This is a genomic window from Aestuariivivens sp. NBU2969 (assembly GCF_019931125.1).
Classification (GTDB): Bacteria; Bacteroidota; Bacteroidia; order Flavobacteriales; family Flavobacteriaceae; genus Aestuariivivens; species Aestuariivivens marinum.
Map to the genome: position 1 here is coordinate 61,876 of NZ_JAIOUU010000010.1, position 14,633 is coordinate 76,508.

13 protein-coding genes are annotated in these 14,633 nt (G+C 34.2%); 6 read left to right on the forward strand and 7 right to left on the reverse strand.

Annotation, left to right across the window (positions count from 1 at the left end):
- Positions 1 to 97: 97 nt before the first annotated feature.
- Both fbaA and K7G79_RS08965 read right to left on the reverse strand, forming a co-directional pair.
- Positions 98 to 1,165: a class II fructose-bisphosphate aldolase gene (fbaA, locus tag K7G79_RS08960; RefSeq protein WP_223551172.1), complete on the reverse strand. Its 1,068-nt coding sequence runs from the start codon at positions 1,163 to 1,165 to the stop codon at positions 98 to 100.
- Positions 1,166 to 1,344: 179 nt separating this feature from the next.
- Positions 1,345 to 3,870, reverse strand: a complete 2,526-nt coding sequence (locus K7G79_RS08965; protein WP_223551174.1) for a BamA/TamA family outer membrane protein — start codon at positions 3,868 to 3,870, stop codon at positions 1,345 to 1,347.
- Between the two features lie 158 nt (positions 3,871 to 4,028).
- On the opposite strand from K7G79_RS08965, the gene K7G79_RS08970 reads away from it, so the two are divergent.
- A complete protein-coding gene (locus tag K7G79_RS08970) occupies positions 4,029 to 4,763 on the forward strand; it encodes an RNA methyltransferase (protein ID WP_223551176.1) in 735 nt (244 codons plus the stop codon).
- 68 nt (positions 4,764 to 4,831) lie between these two features.
- On the opposite strand, the gene K7G79_RS08975 is transcribed toward K7G79_RS08970, so the two are convergent.
- A complete protein-coding gene (locus tag K7G79_RS08975) occupies positions 4,832 to 5,560 on the reverse strand; it encodes a porin family protein (RefSeq protein WP_223551178.1) in 729 nt (242 codons plus the stop codon).
- 1 nt (position 5,561) lies between these two features.
- Positions 5,562 to 6,290, reverse strand: coding sequence for a bifunctional demethylmenaquinone methyltransferase/2-methoxy-6-polyprenyl-1,4-benzoquinol methylase UbiE (gene ubiE, locus K7G79_RS08980; RefSeq protein ID WP_223551180.1), 729 nt, complete (start codon positions 6,288 to 6,290; stop codon positions 5,562 to 5,564).
- Between the two features lie 254 nt (positions 6,291 to 6,544).
- Between ubiE and trkA the strand changes: the two genes are divergently transcribed.
- The 4 genes from trkA (at position 6,545) to K7G79_RS09000 (ending at position 10,027) form a co-directional block, all read left to right on the forward strand.
- Positions 6,545 to 7,894: a Trk system potassium transporter TrkA gene (gene trkA / locus K7G79_RS08985; RefSeq protein WP_223551182.1), complete on the forward strand. Its 1,350-nt coding sequence runs from the start codon at positions 6,545 to 6,547 to the stop codon at positions 7,892 to 7,894.
- Entirely contained in the window at positions 7,895 to 9,388 is a 1,494-nt protein-coding gene (locus tag K7G79_RS08990; protein WP_223551183.1) for a TrkH family potassium uptake protein, read from the forward strand.
- Positions 9,389 to 9,492: 104 nt separating this feature from the next.
- Positions 9,493 to 9,663, forward strand: coding sequence for a hypothetical protein (locus K7G79_RS08995; protein WP_223551185.1), 171 nt, complete (start codon positions 9,493 to 9,495; stop codon positions 9,661 to 9,663).
- A gap of 103 nt (positions 9,664 to 9,766) precedes the next feature.
- Positions 9,767 to 10,027 (forward strand): hypothetical protein, encoded by a 261-nt coding sequence (locus tag K7G79_RS09000; RefSeq protein WP_223551187.1) that lies wholly within the window; start codon positions 9,767 to 9,769, stop codon positions 10,025 to 10,027.
- Between the two features lie 67 nt (positions 10,028 to 10,094).
- Here the strand turns inward: K7G79_RS09000 and K7G79_RS09005 are convergent, their stop codons facing one another.
- Together K7G79_RS09005 and K7G79_RS09010 are read right to left on the reverse strand one after the other, a co-directional pair.
- On the reverse strand, positions 10,095 to 11,279 hold the full coding sequence (locus K7G79_RS09005; RefSeq protein WP_223551188.1) for a pyridoxal phosphate-dependent aminotransferase: 1,185 nt from the start codon (positions 11,277 to 11,279) through the stop codon (positions 10,095 to 10,097).
- Between the two features lie 20 nt (positions 11,280 to 11,299).
- Complete coding sequence (locus tag K7G79_RS09010) at positions 11,300 to 12,400, reverse strand: acyl-CoA desaturase (RefSeq protein WP_223551190.1); 1,101 nt, start codon at positions 12,398 to 12,400, stop codon at positions 11,300 to 11,302.
- A 141-nt stretch (positions 12,401 to 12,541) separates the two neighbouring features.
- On the opposite strand from K7G79_RS09010, the gene rsmG reads away from it, so the two are divergent.
- On the forward strand, positions 12,542 to 13,171 hold the full coding sequence (gene rsmG, locus K7G79_RS09015) for a 16S rRNA (guanine(527)-N(7))-methyltransferase RsmG (protein ID WP_223551192.1): 630 nt from the start codon (positions 12,542 to 12,544) through the stop codon (positions 13,169 to 13,171).
- A gap of 4 nt (positions 13,172 to 13,175) precedes the next feature.
- Here the strand turns inward: rsmG and K7G79_RS09020 are convergent, their stop codons facing one another.
- Positions 13,176 to 14,132, reverse strand: coding sequence for a tetratricopeptide repeat protein (locus K7G79_RS09020; protein WP_223551194.1), 957 nt, complete (start codon positions 14,130 to 14,132; stop codon positions 13,176 to 13,178).
- Positions 14,133 to 14,633 lie beyond the last annotated feature (501 nt).

Genomic DNA, 14,633 nt, shown 5'->3' on the forward strand with positions numbered 1-14,633 from the left:
TGCTTTTAAAAATTATTGATTGCGAGAATTACTACAAATAAAAAATCCTGCCTTTTGTGCAGGATTTTATAATAGCTTTTAAAATAAGTTAATTGACTTATAGCGTATTAACATTGTTTAGATCTTCGAAAGCTTTTTTCAAACGGGCAACAAATGTTTTTTCACCTTCACGCAACCAAACACGTGGGTCGTAATATTTTTTATTAGGTGAATCTTCTCCTTCTGGATTTCCAATTTGTGATTGCAAGTAATCTGATTTAATAGACATATAATCACGTATACCGCTCATAAAAGCATATTGTAAATCGGTGTCGATATTCATTTTTATGACACCGTAACCTATAGCCTCCCTGATTTCTTCTGCAGTAGAGCCAGAACCTCCGTGGAATACAAAATCGATGTGGTTATGGCTAACGCCATATTTTTTAGAAATATATTCTTGTGAATTCTTTAAGATTTTAGGTGTTAACTTTACGTTACCGGGTTTGTATACACCATGTACGTTACCAAAAGCAGCAGCTATAGTAAATTGATTACTAACCTTGCTTAACTCTTCATAGGCATAGGCTACTTCTTCTGGTTGTGTGTAAAGTTTGGAGTCGTCGACATCGGTATTGTCAACACCATCTTCTTCACCACCAGTAATACCTAATTCAATTTCTAATGTCATTCCCATTTTGCTCATGCGCTCTAGGTATTGTTTACAGATTTCTATATTTTCTTCTATGGGTTCTTCAGAAAGGTCAATCATATGTGAGCTAAAAAGTGATTTACCTGTATTGGCAAAATGTTTTTCGCTCGCATCCAATAATCCATCTATCCAAGGCAATAGTTTTTTAGCACAGTGGTCGGTATGTAAAATAACAGGAACACCATATGCTTCAGCCAAAGTATGTACATGCTTGGCGCCAGCTATAGCTCCAGCAATGGCAGCTTGTTGTCCTTCGTTACTTAATCCCTTACCCGCATTAAATTGTGCGCCACCATTGGAAAACTGAATAATAACAGGGGCATTAAGGTCCCTTGCTGTTTCTAAAACACCGTTAATAGTATCCGATCCAATAACATTCACAGCAGGAAGTGCGTAATTGTTCGCTTTAGCATGTTGAAAAATAGCTTGAACTTCCTTTCCTGTAGCAACACCGGGTTTTATGTTGTGTCCCATTTTATAGTTTAATTTAATTAATATTAAGCTTCAAAAGTAATTAAATTTTATGTAACCGCTTGTTGTTTTGGGTGTTGAAAAAAGGAAATTTAAACTAAAACGTTGTAGTGTTTAGCTAAAGGAAAATAATCTTGACCTGTTATCTTCCAGAAGCAGGCAGGTCTTAGTTTGTATATGGTTTAGAATGGATAGTTTATACCAATATTGTAAACAGCATTTCTAAAATTATAATCCTTAAACCATCTTTTTTCGTTTTGATAAGAAGGGTCGTGGGTTTTAAATCCAATATCAAATCTAAATACAAAAAAGCTAAAATCATAGCGTAGACCAAAACCAGATCCTATGGCAATGTCTTTTAAGGAATTTAGACTTGTAAAGGTGGCATTTTCGTCTTCAACATCATCAAGAACATTCCAAATATTACCTGCATCTATAAATATAGCTGCATTTAAATCTTCAAAAAGGTTAAAACGTTGTTCTATACCCAATGCTAACTTTAGATTAGCTTCATTAAATTCATTGCTGGTTTGTGAACTGCCTGGCCCTAAACTATAGGCTGTCCAAGCTCTATTATCATTTGCCCCGCCAGCAAAAAAACTTTTTGAGAAAGGTATGTTGTTGGAGTTACCGTAAGGAATGGCAATGCCAAAATAACTTCGCATGGCCAATATGTTTTTTTTTCCTAAATCCCAGTGTTTTATATAATCTAGTTCAGTCTTTACATATTGTGAGAATGCGACATTAAAAATTTTATATCTATTGTCTTCATCTTTTTCTAACCCAAGAAGTTTTGAGGTGTTGGATAATAAATTTCCTGCTAATTCCAACCGAAATCTAAAAATGGAGAAATCTTCATCAAACAAATTGGTCCTAACATCCCTGGTTAAACCAAAACTGGTAGAAAAAATAAGGTTGTTTTCCGTTAATCTGTCTTTTCGTTCCCCTATGCCGTTAATAGTGGAAAGCTGGTTGTCGTTTATTTCATTAGGTGTTGGGTCGGTAAGGGCATAGTCTAAAAAAGCATTGGTGTCCTCTGGGATACTTAAATCCGCATCGGGTGATGTATAATTAACGTCTTTAGCAATTTGATTTAACGAATTGAAAGAGCTTTCATAAACACGAAAGTAATTTTCTACGTTTAGGTTTCTAACATACTGAACATTAAATAAATCAAGGTCATTGGTTATCTTGTCTGAAGGCGACCAATTGTAATTAAAATTACCACTAAATGTTTGTTTGTCAAGTCCTATGTTTGTTTGGCTTGTAGCAGACAAACTAATTCTGGTACTGGGCGACATGTACTTGGGTACAATCCTATCGGTATTAAAAGGTGAAAACAACCTTGGAATACGAAGTTTTAGATCGACACCATATTCATTAATATCAAAAAAAGGATCGTCCAAATTGTTCTTGTCTTTTGAAGCTCCTATTGATGTTACTGCTGAAATTTCAAAAGTTTCAGCTCCTTTGAAAATATTTCTAATTTGTAAACTAGAGTTTAATCCCAACCCTACTGATTGAATATTGCTTTGAGATATTTCGGTACTAAACCCTAATTGGAATTTTTTAAGTGGTGTTAGATATACATTGGCAGTTAGAGTTGAATCGGATTCGGGTTCATACTTTATTTCAGGATATTTAAAGGTACGCAATTCATTTAAATATCTGTAAGATCGCGTGCGATCAATATCCCTAAAAATGGTTTTTGGAGCAATAAAAACAGCATCGGTAATGGCTTTAGGACGATAACGTAATTTATCATGGCTTTTAAGTTTATAGCCATTATAAATAATGGAGTCTTTATAAGGTAAATCTCTTGTAGCAAATGAGTCGTCGGTAAAAATATTAACTCTGTTAACTTTAAATATCTTAAAAGGTTTGGTGAAGGTTGTATCTAGTGTGGTAATTTTACGGTTGCTAATTAATACCCCTACATTTACTTTTTTGTTGGTGCCTATAGTATCTATTTCAAATGTTACATTTTCTTGTCCGAAATGAAATAGACCTGTATTACGAAGTTCGGTGGTAATTCTATCGCGTTCTTGAGCAAAATTAGTGGTCTCATATTGTTCGCCAGTTTTTAATAGTGCTTTTTTTTCAGAAGCTTCATAAAGTAATTCAACCAATGGGGATTCAATTTTTTTGGTAATGGAATCTATAATAAAAGGTTTGCCTGTGTTAACATTATATAATACTTCCGTTCTTTTATTGTCTGTTTTGTTTATATTGTATGTAACATCTACGTCAAACCACCCATTATTGATGTAGTAACTCTCAAGGCGAATTATCGATTGTTTAGTTTTTTCTTCATCTAAAATAACTGGAGCCTCACCGGTTCGCTTTAGCCATGAGTTGAAACCTTTTCTAGAGGCAATATCTTTTTCCAGTTGCTTTCTAGACAGTACTTTAGTTTTCCATGCCATTTTTTCTTCATTATTATATACTTTGGCTTGTAAAATGGAATCTATGTTTGGACGTGCCGCATTGTAAAGGTGTAAGCGTAGCGGAAAACCTAAAATAGCCCTGTTAGGTTTTTGGTGTAATAGGTTGTTTATTGTTTCAGAATTATCTTTTTTATCGTTTATAACAACTGTATTATTAGTAAGTAAATATTCGTTTAGAGGAACTCTTTTTACGGCATCACACGAAGTAAACAGTGTGAGGGTAGTAATAAGGACTAATATTTTAAAGTGTTTGAGCTTCAAATAATACGAATTGATATAAGTTATTGGTTATGTTGATTTCAAAACAAATACGGAATCAAAAATACATTATTTCGATTGAAAATATTTAAAATAAAACATCTTTGAAATGACTAATTCCATTAAAATTCATTTTCTTTATAAAATAAAACCAAAGCAAAATGCTTGTAAAATCCCAAATAAAATTAATTAACAGTCTTAAACAAAAAAAGTATCGATTACAGCATGGACTTTTTGTTGTTGAGGGTGTTAAGGCTATTCAGGAACTTTTACAATCACATTTCGAGCTTCAATCTTTATATACGACTATTTCGTTCAATATTGATGCCAATATTGAAAATAATTTTCAAGAAATTTTAATTTCTAAAGCCGATTTAAAACGTATTAGTTTTTTAACCACTCCTAATACAGCATTAGCCGTTTTTAAAATACCTAAAGCGAAACCAATAAAACCAAACGGGATAATTATTGGATTAGACGATGTTAGAGATCCTGGTAATTTGGGCACAATAATAAGATTGTGCGATTGGTTTGGGGTGTCCGATTTGGTCTGTAGTGTAGGAACGGTAGATTGTTTTAACCCGAAAGTTATACAGGCGACTATGGGCTCTATTACCCGTGTAAATATTAACTATACAGATTTAGAAACATTTTTAAGTACTGTAAGTTTACCTGTTTATGGAGCCTTTATGGATGGCAAAAATGTTTATAAGAGCAAGTTGCTTGACTCTGGTATTTTGGTTATGGGAAATGAAGCTAACGGTATATCTAAAGCTATTGAAGCATTGATAAAAGAAAAAATTGCAATTCCTAGGTTTGGTAATCTTCAAGAGACGGAAAGCTTAAATGTGGCAACAGCTACTGCTATTTTAATGAGCGAGTTTAAGAGAAAGTAATTGTTTACTCGCTCGTTGATTAGTAGATTTAAGCTAATTGTGACTCAACGTCTTTACAAAAATAAACTTTATTGGAACGTAAAATTAAGAAAGACCCCTCTGGTTTTCATATTGGTAATATTGCTTGTCCAAGGGCTGTTTGGGTCTTTGTCCCTTACCAATTCATCATTAATGCCGAACACACCGCGAACGGATGGTGTGAATTTAAAATTGTATAGATAGAAGTCAATACCAAATCCCATTTCGTAAAACAGAGTGTTTTTCACAGATCGAAACTGCCCATTACTATTATCATTTGGGTTTTCTTCATTGCTCGATAAGTTTAATGCCGTAGAAACTCCGCCAACAACAAAAGGCTTAAAATTATTGATACGTTTGGTTGAAAATTTAACTAATAGAGGAATATGTATGTAAGTTGACTTTACCTCACGCATTAAATCAGAGTTGTTAAAAGATGTACCCATAAAGTAAGTAGAACTATAATGAAGCTCTCTGGTAGTGATTATTAAACCAGGTTCTAAACGTAAATCCATATAATTGTTTATACGTAAATTACCAATAAGACCAACACTAAATCCAGGACTTCGCTTTACATAAATGTCTCGTATATCTTGGTTATAATCAAAATTAAAATCGTATATATTAATCCCTAAAAAATAACCCCATCGCAGCAAATCATTATCGGTTGAACGCCTTCCTTGATTGGCATCATATTGTATTTTTTTCTTAGTAAATAATTGGGCCTGAGATTGGTTTGTTATAAAAATGAATGCTAGTAAAATAAAAAAATACTTCATATTACTGTTTAGATGATGTGTAGATTGTAGCTACCCCAAGGGTTTGTGGCAAATCTGTAACATTAATAAACCCAATTTTACGTAAAATATTGTTTAAAGCCTCTCCATAAGGGAAAACGGATGCCGATTCGCATAAATATTTATAAGCACTTTTATCTTTTGAAAACATGCTGCCAATAAGCGGTAAAATGTTTTTTGTATAAAAATTATACCCTTGTTTATATGGTGTCTTTTCAGGCTTTGAAGTTTCTAGAATCACAAAAGCCCCTCCGGGTTTTAATACACGAAATATTTCTTTTAAGCCTTTTTCCAAAGTTTCAAAATTACGAATGCCAAAAGCAACAGTTATGGCGTCGAAAGTATTATCTTCAAAAGGCATGTTTTCAGAATCGCCAAGAATCATTTCAATTTGCGAATTTAATCCTTTTTGCGTCACTTTTTCTTTACCAATTTCCAGCATCCCACTACTTATATCTAGACCTACAATTTTTTTAGCCCCAGTTACAGCTAAATTAATGGCTAAGTCTCCCGTGCCTGTAGCAATATCCAATACCGTTTTAGGATTGGTCTGTTTCACTATATCCACCACTTTTTTGCGCCATTTTATATCAATGCCAAAGGATATCACGCGATTTAATCCATCGTAATCCCCAGAAATGGTATCAAACATTTTAGTAACCTGTTCTTTTTTTCCAAGAACACTGTCTTTGTAAGGCTTAATTTTTGTCAAATGAAAAAGTTTTTGACAAATATAAACTATTGGAGGTCATTAAGAAACTTGAAAACAAATAATTGTATTAGGTTAAAATGCATATCTTTGTTCTTCCTGTTAATCAAGTATACAGATGAAACAAACATTAATAAATTTTAAATTTTTCTTTACAAAAGGGGTGTTTGAAATTTTAATGAGAGGACGAAGTGGTTGCACATGTTCTCAATTTTATAATTGATATAATAATCAAATAATTACTAAAATTTAAACGTGTGAAAATAATTATTGCAGGAGCTGGAGAAGTTGGGTTTCATTTAGCAAAATTACTATCCTACGAATCACAGGAAATCACACTTATAGATACCAATAAAGAGAGTCTAATACACGCCGATACGCATTTAGATATTAAAGTTATTAGGGGTGATGCCACATCTATAGCTATATTAAAGGAGGCGCGCGTGGAATCTAGTGATTTGGTTATTGGTGTTACCGCGTCAGAAACGACCAATATAACTGTATGTGTATTGTCAAAGCAATTGGGGGCAAAAAAAACTATTGCCAGAATTTCTAATACCGAATTTATTACTAATAAGGATGAGGTTGGTTTTACCAAGTTTGGTATTGACGAATTGATTTCACCAGAAGCACTGGCAGCCTCAGAAATTGAATTGTCACTTAAACAGACTTCGTTTAACGATAATTATGAGTTCGAAGATGGCGCTTTAACCATGGCCGGGCTAACACTGTCCAAAGAGGCCCTTTTTGTTGGGAAAAAGGTAAAGGAAGCAGCACAAATTTTCCCTGAAATACATTTTGTACCTATCGCCATTCAACGTGCAGGAACCCAGTTTACTTTAATACCTCGTGGTGACACTAAGTTCAAGAGAGGAGATAATGTTGTTTTTATTACTTCGGAGGGAGGGGCAGAAGAGCTTTGCAAATTAACTGGAAAGGTCAATTTAGAAATTAAGAATGTTATGATTCTTGGTGGAAGCCAAATAGGGTTCAAATCAGCAAGGGACTTAAGTGACAAAGGATTTAATGTAAAACTTTTGGAGAAAAACAAAGAACGCGCTTTCGATATAGCAGATGAGTTGCCAAATGTACTGGTAATTAATAGCGATGGTAGAAAGGTAGATATTTTGGATGAGGAAGGTCTAAGTGATATGGATGCTTTTGTAGCAGTAGGCGATAATTCTGAAACAAATATCATGTCCTGTTTGGTGGCAAAATCGAAAGGGGTAAACAAGACCATAGCCTTAGTTGAAAACATGGATTATTTTGAATTGTCCCATTCCATTGGTATTGATACGCTTATTAATAAAAAACTTCTTGCGGCCAACAATATATTTAGGTATATACGGAAAGGCGAAGTGGTTGCCATGACCAAGTTGAGTAATATGAATGCTGAATTGTTGGAGTTTGAAGTAAAGGAAACTTCAGCTATTTGTAATAAGGTGATCAAGCATATTGAATTTCCAAGGTCTGCAATCATTGGAGGTGTTATTCGAAATGGTGTTGGATTGATTGCCTTGGGTGATTTTAAGATTCAAAAAGGAGACAGGGTGGTAGTATGTAGTTTGTTGCGTTCCATAAAGGGTGTTGAAAAATTGTTCCTTTAGATGAAGCTTAATTACAAAATAATTTTTCATTTTTTAGGCTTGCTCATTTTGTTTAATGGAGGCTTCATGTTGCTGTCAACATTGATAAGTCTTATTTACAATGATGGTGTTACACGCGCATTATTACTGGCATCTTTTGTAACATTGATATGTGGTGGGGTCGCCATGCTTTTCACGAGAAAGCATAACAAGGAAATGAACAAGCGCGAAGGTTACATTGTAGTGGCCTTTGGTTGGATAATTATGGCCTTATCGGGTACTCTGCCTTATGTGTTCACCCAAAGTATACCAAGTTTTACTAATGCTTTTTTTGAAACCATGTCCGGTTATACCACTACAGGGGCATCCATTTTAAACGATATTGAAGCCATACCAAAAGGGGTATTGTTTTGGAGAAGTTTAACCCATTGGATAGGTGGTATGGGCATAATAGTATTGGCAATTGCCATTTTGCCACTTTTGGGTATTGGAGGTATGCAAATGTTTGCAGCTGAAGCACCTGGTCCCAGTGCGGATAAATTACATCCTAGAATTACCGATACTGCTAAACGTTTGTGGCTCATTTATTTTGGTTATACTGCTGCCGAAACTATTCTGCTTAAAGTGGCTGGTATGTCTTTTTTTGATGCCATTAACCATGCGCTTTGCACGCTTTCGACTGGAGGGTTTTCTACCAAGAATGCCAGTATTGCCCATTGGAACGGACAGCCTATAATACAGTATATTATCATTCTATTTATGTTTTTGGCGGGGACAAACTTTGTATTGAGCTATTTTGCGTTTAAGGGAAAAGTACAAAAAGTTTTAAGGGATGAAGAATTTAAGTTGTATTTTAAGTTTATAGCTGTTTTTACCTTAATAGCGGCACTTATTATTTATTTTAAGGCGGATGTATCGGTTTCATCAATAGACCATCCCATGGTTTGGGGAGCGGGAGAAAGTGCGTTTAGGCATGCTATATTTCAGGTTTTGGCCATAGTGACCACAACAGGTTTTGTTACGGCAGATTATACTATGTGGACCCCATTTTTAGTGGTTTTCTTTTTCGGGCTAATGTTTTTAGGAGGCTCTGCAGGAAGTACTTCTGGAGGGGTTAAAGTGGTACGTCACTTAATTTTGATTAAAAACGGTTTTTTAGAATTTAAGCGCTCCCTACACCCTAATGCGATATTACCTGTAAGGTATAATACCAAATCCATTTCAGGTGATATTGTATTTAACATATTGGCCTTTTTTATTCTTTATATGTTGTCTTTTATCATTGGGGCCTTGGTATTCTCCATTTTGGGTATCGATTTTCAATCTGCGATTGGTTTAGCAGCATCTGGTTTAGGAAATGTAGGGCCTGCTTTGGGTGATTTTGGTCCAGTAAATAACTATTCTGCCCTGCCTAGTATAGGAAAGTGGTGGTGTAGCTTTTTAATGCTAATAGGACGATTGGAATTGTTTACCGTATTGGTTTTGTTTACCCCTTTCTTCTGGCGGAATAGGTAATCTAGAAATATCCAAATTTTCTTTTCTGTAACAAAATTCTTAAAATTGGTACAGATATATAAATTACTTTAATTGAGTAATTTTATCTAAAAAATTAAAATGCTATGGGAGGAGAAGGCTCCATGATGCACTCCAATAATTCGTTAAAAACGAATCGAGATCTTTTAGCTAAAAAGAAAAGGAGAAAAGTATTTTCAGGAAGTTATGCGAGCGTTAAAATGGCTTCATTTCCAAAGGCAAGTAAGAAGCAGTTGTCCCTTTTCGAGAAAAGCTAAAACAAAGTAGAAAGGAAACCAAAATTAAACAAGTATTTGTGTTCTTATTAATCCTAATGTTAATCATCTTACTTATTAAAGTTTTGTTTTAAACATTTTTGCTATGCCATTAGTAGAATCTATGTTAAGTGTTATTAGAAGCAATAAAGCCATTATGCTTGATAAAAGCAAGCGGTTTAGAAAAACTTTAGGAGGTTATGATAAAGTTAAGGGTCAGCAATTTAATTTTCCAAAGGCTTCGCCTGAACAATTACAAATATTAAGGGAACGAATAAAAAAGCGACAAAACCAAATTAGAAAAAAGAGGCTATTGACATTTTTGTTGATTCTAATAGTGTTGTATTTTCTATTTGTTTATAAATAAAAAGACCCGCCAAGTTTTAAAATCTGGCAGGTCTGATTGAATTATTTTCTAAAACGTATGCTCTTGATTAACTAACCGCTTCCTTTATTCTTTTTATGGCTTCAATAATTTGTTCTTTTGAAGCTGCATAAGAGATACGAATACAATCTGGATTACCAAAAGCGTCTCCTGTTACAGTAGCTACTAAAGCTTCTTCCAAAAGATATAAAGAGAAATCGGTGGCGTTGTTTATGGTTTTTCCCTTTAAAGTTTTTCCAAAGTAAGCTGATACATTTGGAAATACATAAAAAGCACCGTCAGGTGTGTTGGTTTTAAAGCCATCAATATTATTAAGAAGGTCTAAAACTAAGTCACGACGCTCCTTGAACTCATCAATCATGTATTGAACTCGTGAGGGCGATTCATTTAACGCTGTAATTACCGCACGTTGGGCAATACAGTTGGCACCACTTGTTACTTGGCCTTGCAGTTTGTTACAGGCTCTAGCAATTTTCTCAGGAGCACCAATATAACCAATACGCCATCCAGTCATGGCAAAAGCTTTGGAAACGCCATTTACGGTTATGGTTCTATCGTACATGTCTTCAAATTCAGCTATGCTAGCGTGTCCTCCAATATAATTGATGTGCTCATAAATTTCATCTGAAACTACGTAAATATTAGGGTGTTTAACCAAAACATCGGCCAAACCTCTTAATTCTTCTTTACTATACACCGAGCCACTTGGATTGCATGGGGAACTAAACCAAATCATTTTGGTTTTTGGAGTTATGGCAGCTTCCAATTGAGCAGGTGTCATCTTAAAATTAGTGTCAATAGAAGTTTTTACTTCAACAGGAACACCATCGTTAAGTTTAACAATGTCTGAATAGCTTACCCAATATGGACAAGGTAAAATGACTTCGTCACCCGCATTCAACATCACACCAGCTATATTTGCCAAACATTGTTTAGCCCCTGTAGAAACCACAATTTGAGCTGGAGTATAGATTAAGTTATTGTCTCTTTTAAATTTTGTGATAATGGCTTCTTTTAAATCACCATAACCATCAACTGGAGAATAAGAATTGTAGTTTTCGTTAATGGCATTAATGGCGGCATCCTTAATAAAATCAGGAGTGTTAAAGTCGGGTTCGCCCAAGCTTAAACCGATTATGTCCTTACCTTCTCCTCTTAATTCCCTTGCCTTAGCAGCCATAGCTAGGGTGGCCGATACAGACATGTTTAAAATTCTATCAGATAGTAATTGCATGAAAATGTTATAAATTATTGTTAAACTTGTAAAGCTGGCTTCATTCCCATTTCCTTTAAGTGCTTAAAGTGGGCGATAATGGCCTTACGTGTAGTCTTGTATTCGTTATATGGTAAGTTGAATTCCTGTGCCGTTTCCTTAACTATTTTTGAAATTTTAGTGTAATGGATGTGGCTAATATGAGGAAAAATATGATGTTCTACTTGATGGTTTAAGCCTCCTGTAAACCAGTTTACAATTCTGTTCTTAGTACTAAAATTAACAGTAGTTTTAAGCTGGTGTACGGCCCATGTATTCTTCATAGTCCCATCTTCTTCCGGCATTGGCATTTCAGCATCTTCCATAACATGAGCTAACTGAAACACTACGCTTAAAATTAAACCTGCTGTGTAGTGCATTACAAAAAAGCCGATTAAAATTTTCCACCAAGTTATATCTAAAAATACCATTGGTATTACAATCCAAACACCTATATAAATGATTTTGGAAATCACCAATTTGCTCCAATTCCAAACAGGGTTTGGAAATTTGCCATACGATAATTTGCGTTGCATATAGCGTTTCATTTGTTGCCAATCTGTCGTGATGGCCCAATTAATTGTTAAGAGCCCATATAATAAAACTGAATAATAGTGCTGGAATTTATGGTACCATTTCCATTCGGAGTGTTCAGTGAAACGTAAAATTCGACCAGCATCCAAATCTTCATCATGACCATGAATATTAGTATATGTATGGTGCAATACATTGTGTTGTACTTTCCAGTTGTAAACATTTCCTGCTAAAATATAAATGCTGCTACCCATAAGACGGTTAATCCATTCTTTGTTTGAATACGAACCGTGGTTGCCATCGTGCATTACGTTCATACCTACTCCAGCCATACCAACACCCATTACTATGGTCAGTACTAATTGTAGCCATTGTGGAATATCTAAAGTTAGGATTAAGAAATAAGGTGTTAAAAACATAGAAAACATTATTATAGTTTTAATCCATAGTTTCCAATTTCCCGTTCGTTTAATATTATTTTCCTTAAAATAATCGTTAACGCGTTTGTTAAGCGTTCTAAAAAACTTTGCTGAATCTTTTCTGGAGAATGAAAGTGACTGATTGGTCATGCTATTAATTTTTACGGAATTTAACAAAATGTTAATTTGCCATATCTGGCGCAAAGATAGGTATAAACGTTTTTAAGTTATACCCTTTTTAGTCAAAAAAATGGATATAAAAAGTATATTTTTGTTGAAAATTTAACAGAAATGGATCTTGTCCTAAAATATTTCCCAAATCTCACAGCAGACCAAATCAACAAATTTAAGGGACTTGAGTCGCTATATCAAGATTGGAATTTGAAAATTAATGTAGTTTCACGAAAGGATATCGATGAGCTGTATTTAAGACATGTTCTGCACTCTTTGGGAATAGCAAAGGTGATTCAGTTTACAGATGGCACTAGGATTTTGGATGTTGGTACTGGTGGTGGCTTTCCGGGTATACCATTGGCTATTATGTTTCCCCATTGTCAATTTCATTTGGTAGACAGTATTGGTAAAAAATTAAAAGTTGTAGATGAGGTTGTTGAAGGTCTAGGGCTGACCAATGTAAAAACCACCCATAGCCGTGTTGAAGAAATCGTGGGGACATACGATTTTATTGTTAGTCGAGCCGTAGCTGCTATGCCAACCTTTGTGCATTGGGTAAAAGGTAAAATAGACAAACAACAGAGGCACGAATTAAAGAATGGGATTCTGTATTTAAAAGGTGGTGATTTAACCGAGGAGCTTAAGGATTATAGAACGACCACCATTTATAATTTAACCGATTACTTTAAAGAAGACTTTTTCGATACTAAAAAAGTAGTGCATTTACCATTAAAGCAGAGATTGTAGCAAGTTACAGCTTACTTAATTCCTCAACACTATTTTTAAAATAGTAATAATGCTTTAAATACCAATAGGATTTTGAAAACTGTTCAAGATCGTCTGCATTGGCATCCATTTCCAATATGGATTTTACCTTTTTGAAATATGTTTCGGCATTTTCTAAATCATCCATTTTAAGATAGGTCATTGATAAACCCAATAGCGCCTCAAAATCTTGGGAATCAAATTTTAAGGCGACAGAGAAATCGTCTATAGCTTCTTTATATTTTCCTAAAAATAAATTTGAAGCCCCCCTGTAAAAGTAAAGATAAGGGCTGTTCTTATTTAACCTAATGGCTATATTCAAATCTGCTTTTGCTCTTTGGTAATATTTAATGTCTAAGAAAAACGATCCACGATCGAAAAAGGCATCCGAATCAGGACTAACCAAAATGGCTGTTGAATAATCTTTAATAGCCTCCTTGTAATTTTCCATTGCAACATGAGATGCCGCCCTAAGAGTATAAGCAATTTGAAGGTCAGGTATAATAGAAAGTAAAATACTAAAATCGGTTATTGCATTTTCATATTCCCCTAGATCGTATTTTGTACATGCTAAGCTGTATCGTGCATCTATAAAACTTTTATCTAATTCTACCGCCTTTTCATAATCGGTCTTGGCACCTTGTAAATCCTTTAGATTAAACCTGGAATTGCCTCTGTTAAAATAGGTGTCGGCATCGGGCTCAAGAAGTATGATTTTGGAATAATCAACTATAGCCCCTTCGTAATCACCTAAATCATTTTTTGTCAGTCCCCGATAAAAATACGCATCTAAATTTTTTGGTTCTTGCGAAATGACTTGATCGAGTAATTCTATTTTTTCATTTAAATCGGTAGCTCTAAGTGCTTGCCTGTAAATTTTATTGGCTTGTCCAAAAGTGAGCAAGGGCAGTATGGTAAGTAAAGTGATTAATAGTCTTTTCATCAGCAACTTATTCAACAAAAAATATGCCGTTTTTTAAGAAATAAAATTAGGGTTATTTTTATTAAATATAAGATGAAAAATGAATTAATCAGAATTATTTAAGATTATTTGCTTTAACTTTTTTATAAATACTCCTTTTCTATTTATTCTAGCGGTTTGTAAATCTAAATGTAGAAAGTGAATAGCTTTGTTGAGTTTTCAGAAATTGGTATAATAATCTACTTTGGTCCTTAAATAGATTTATCCTAATTGCTACTTACTGAGGCAAAATGTATCTATCTGGTATATTTAGTATAGGATATTTAAAGATTTAGTTTAGGAGGCTAAACATTTATTTACAAATCAAACACATATATGTTTTATCGGTTAAAGAATACATCGTAAAAAAAAAGACTAATTAGAAGGTGTTATCCAAAGCAGAGCGAAGAATCTCTTTAAAACAACATATAAATAAGATGCTTCACTTCGTCTAGAAAACTATCTAAACTCGTTCTGAATATA

Coding starts and splice junctions, on each gene's coding strand:
- fbaA (WP_223551172.1), bottom strand. CDS start 1,165: ATGGGACACAACATAAAACCCGGTGTTGCTACAGGAAAGGAAGTTCAA.
- K7G79_RS08970 (WP_223551176.1), top strand. CDS start 4,029: ATGCTTGTAAAATCCCAAATAAAATTAATTAACAGTCTTAAACAAAAA.
- K7G79_RS08975 (WP_223551178.1), bottom strand. CDS start 5,560: ATGAAGTATTTTTTTATTTTACTAGCATTCATTTTTATAACAAACCAA.
- K7G79_RS08990 (WP_223551183.1), top strand. CDS start 7,895: ATGAAGCTTAATTACAAAATAATTTTTCATTTTTTAGGCTTGCTCATT.
- K7G79_RS08995 (WP_223551185.1), top strand. CDS start 9,493: ATGGGAGGAGAAGGCTCCATGATGCACTCCAATAATTCGTTAAAAACG.
- K7G79_RS09000 (WP_223551187.1), top strand. CDS start 9,767: ATGCCATTAGTAGAATCTATGTTAAGTGTTATTAGAAGCAATAAAGCC.
- K7G79_RS09005 (WP_223551188.1), bottom strand. CDS start 11,279: ATGCAATTACTATCTGATAGAATTTTAAACATGTCTGTATCGGCCACC.
- K7G79_RS09010 (WP_223551190.1), bottom strand. CDS start 12,400: ATGACCAATCAGTCACTTTCATTCTCCAGAAAAGATTCAGCAAAGTTT.
- rsmG (WP_223551192.1), top strand. CDS start 12,542: ATGGATCTTGTCCTAAAATATTTCCCAAATCTCACAGCAGACCAAATC.
- K7G79_RS09020 (WP_223551194.1), bottom strand. CDS start 14,132: ATGAAAAGACTATTAATCACTTTACTTACCATACTGCCCTTGCTCACT.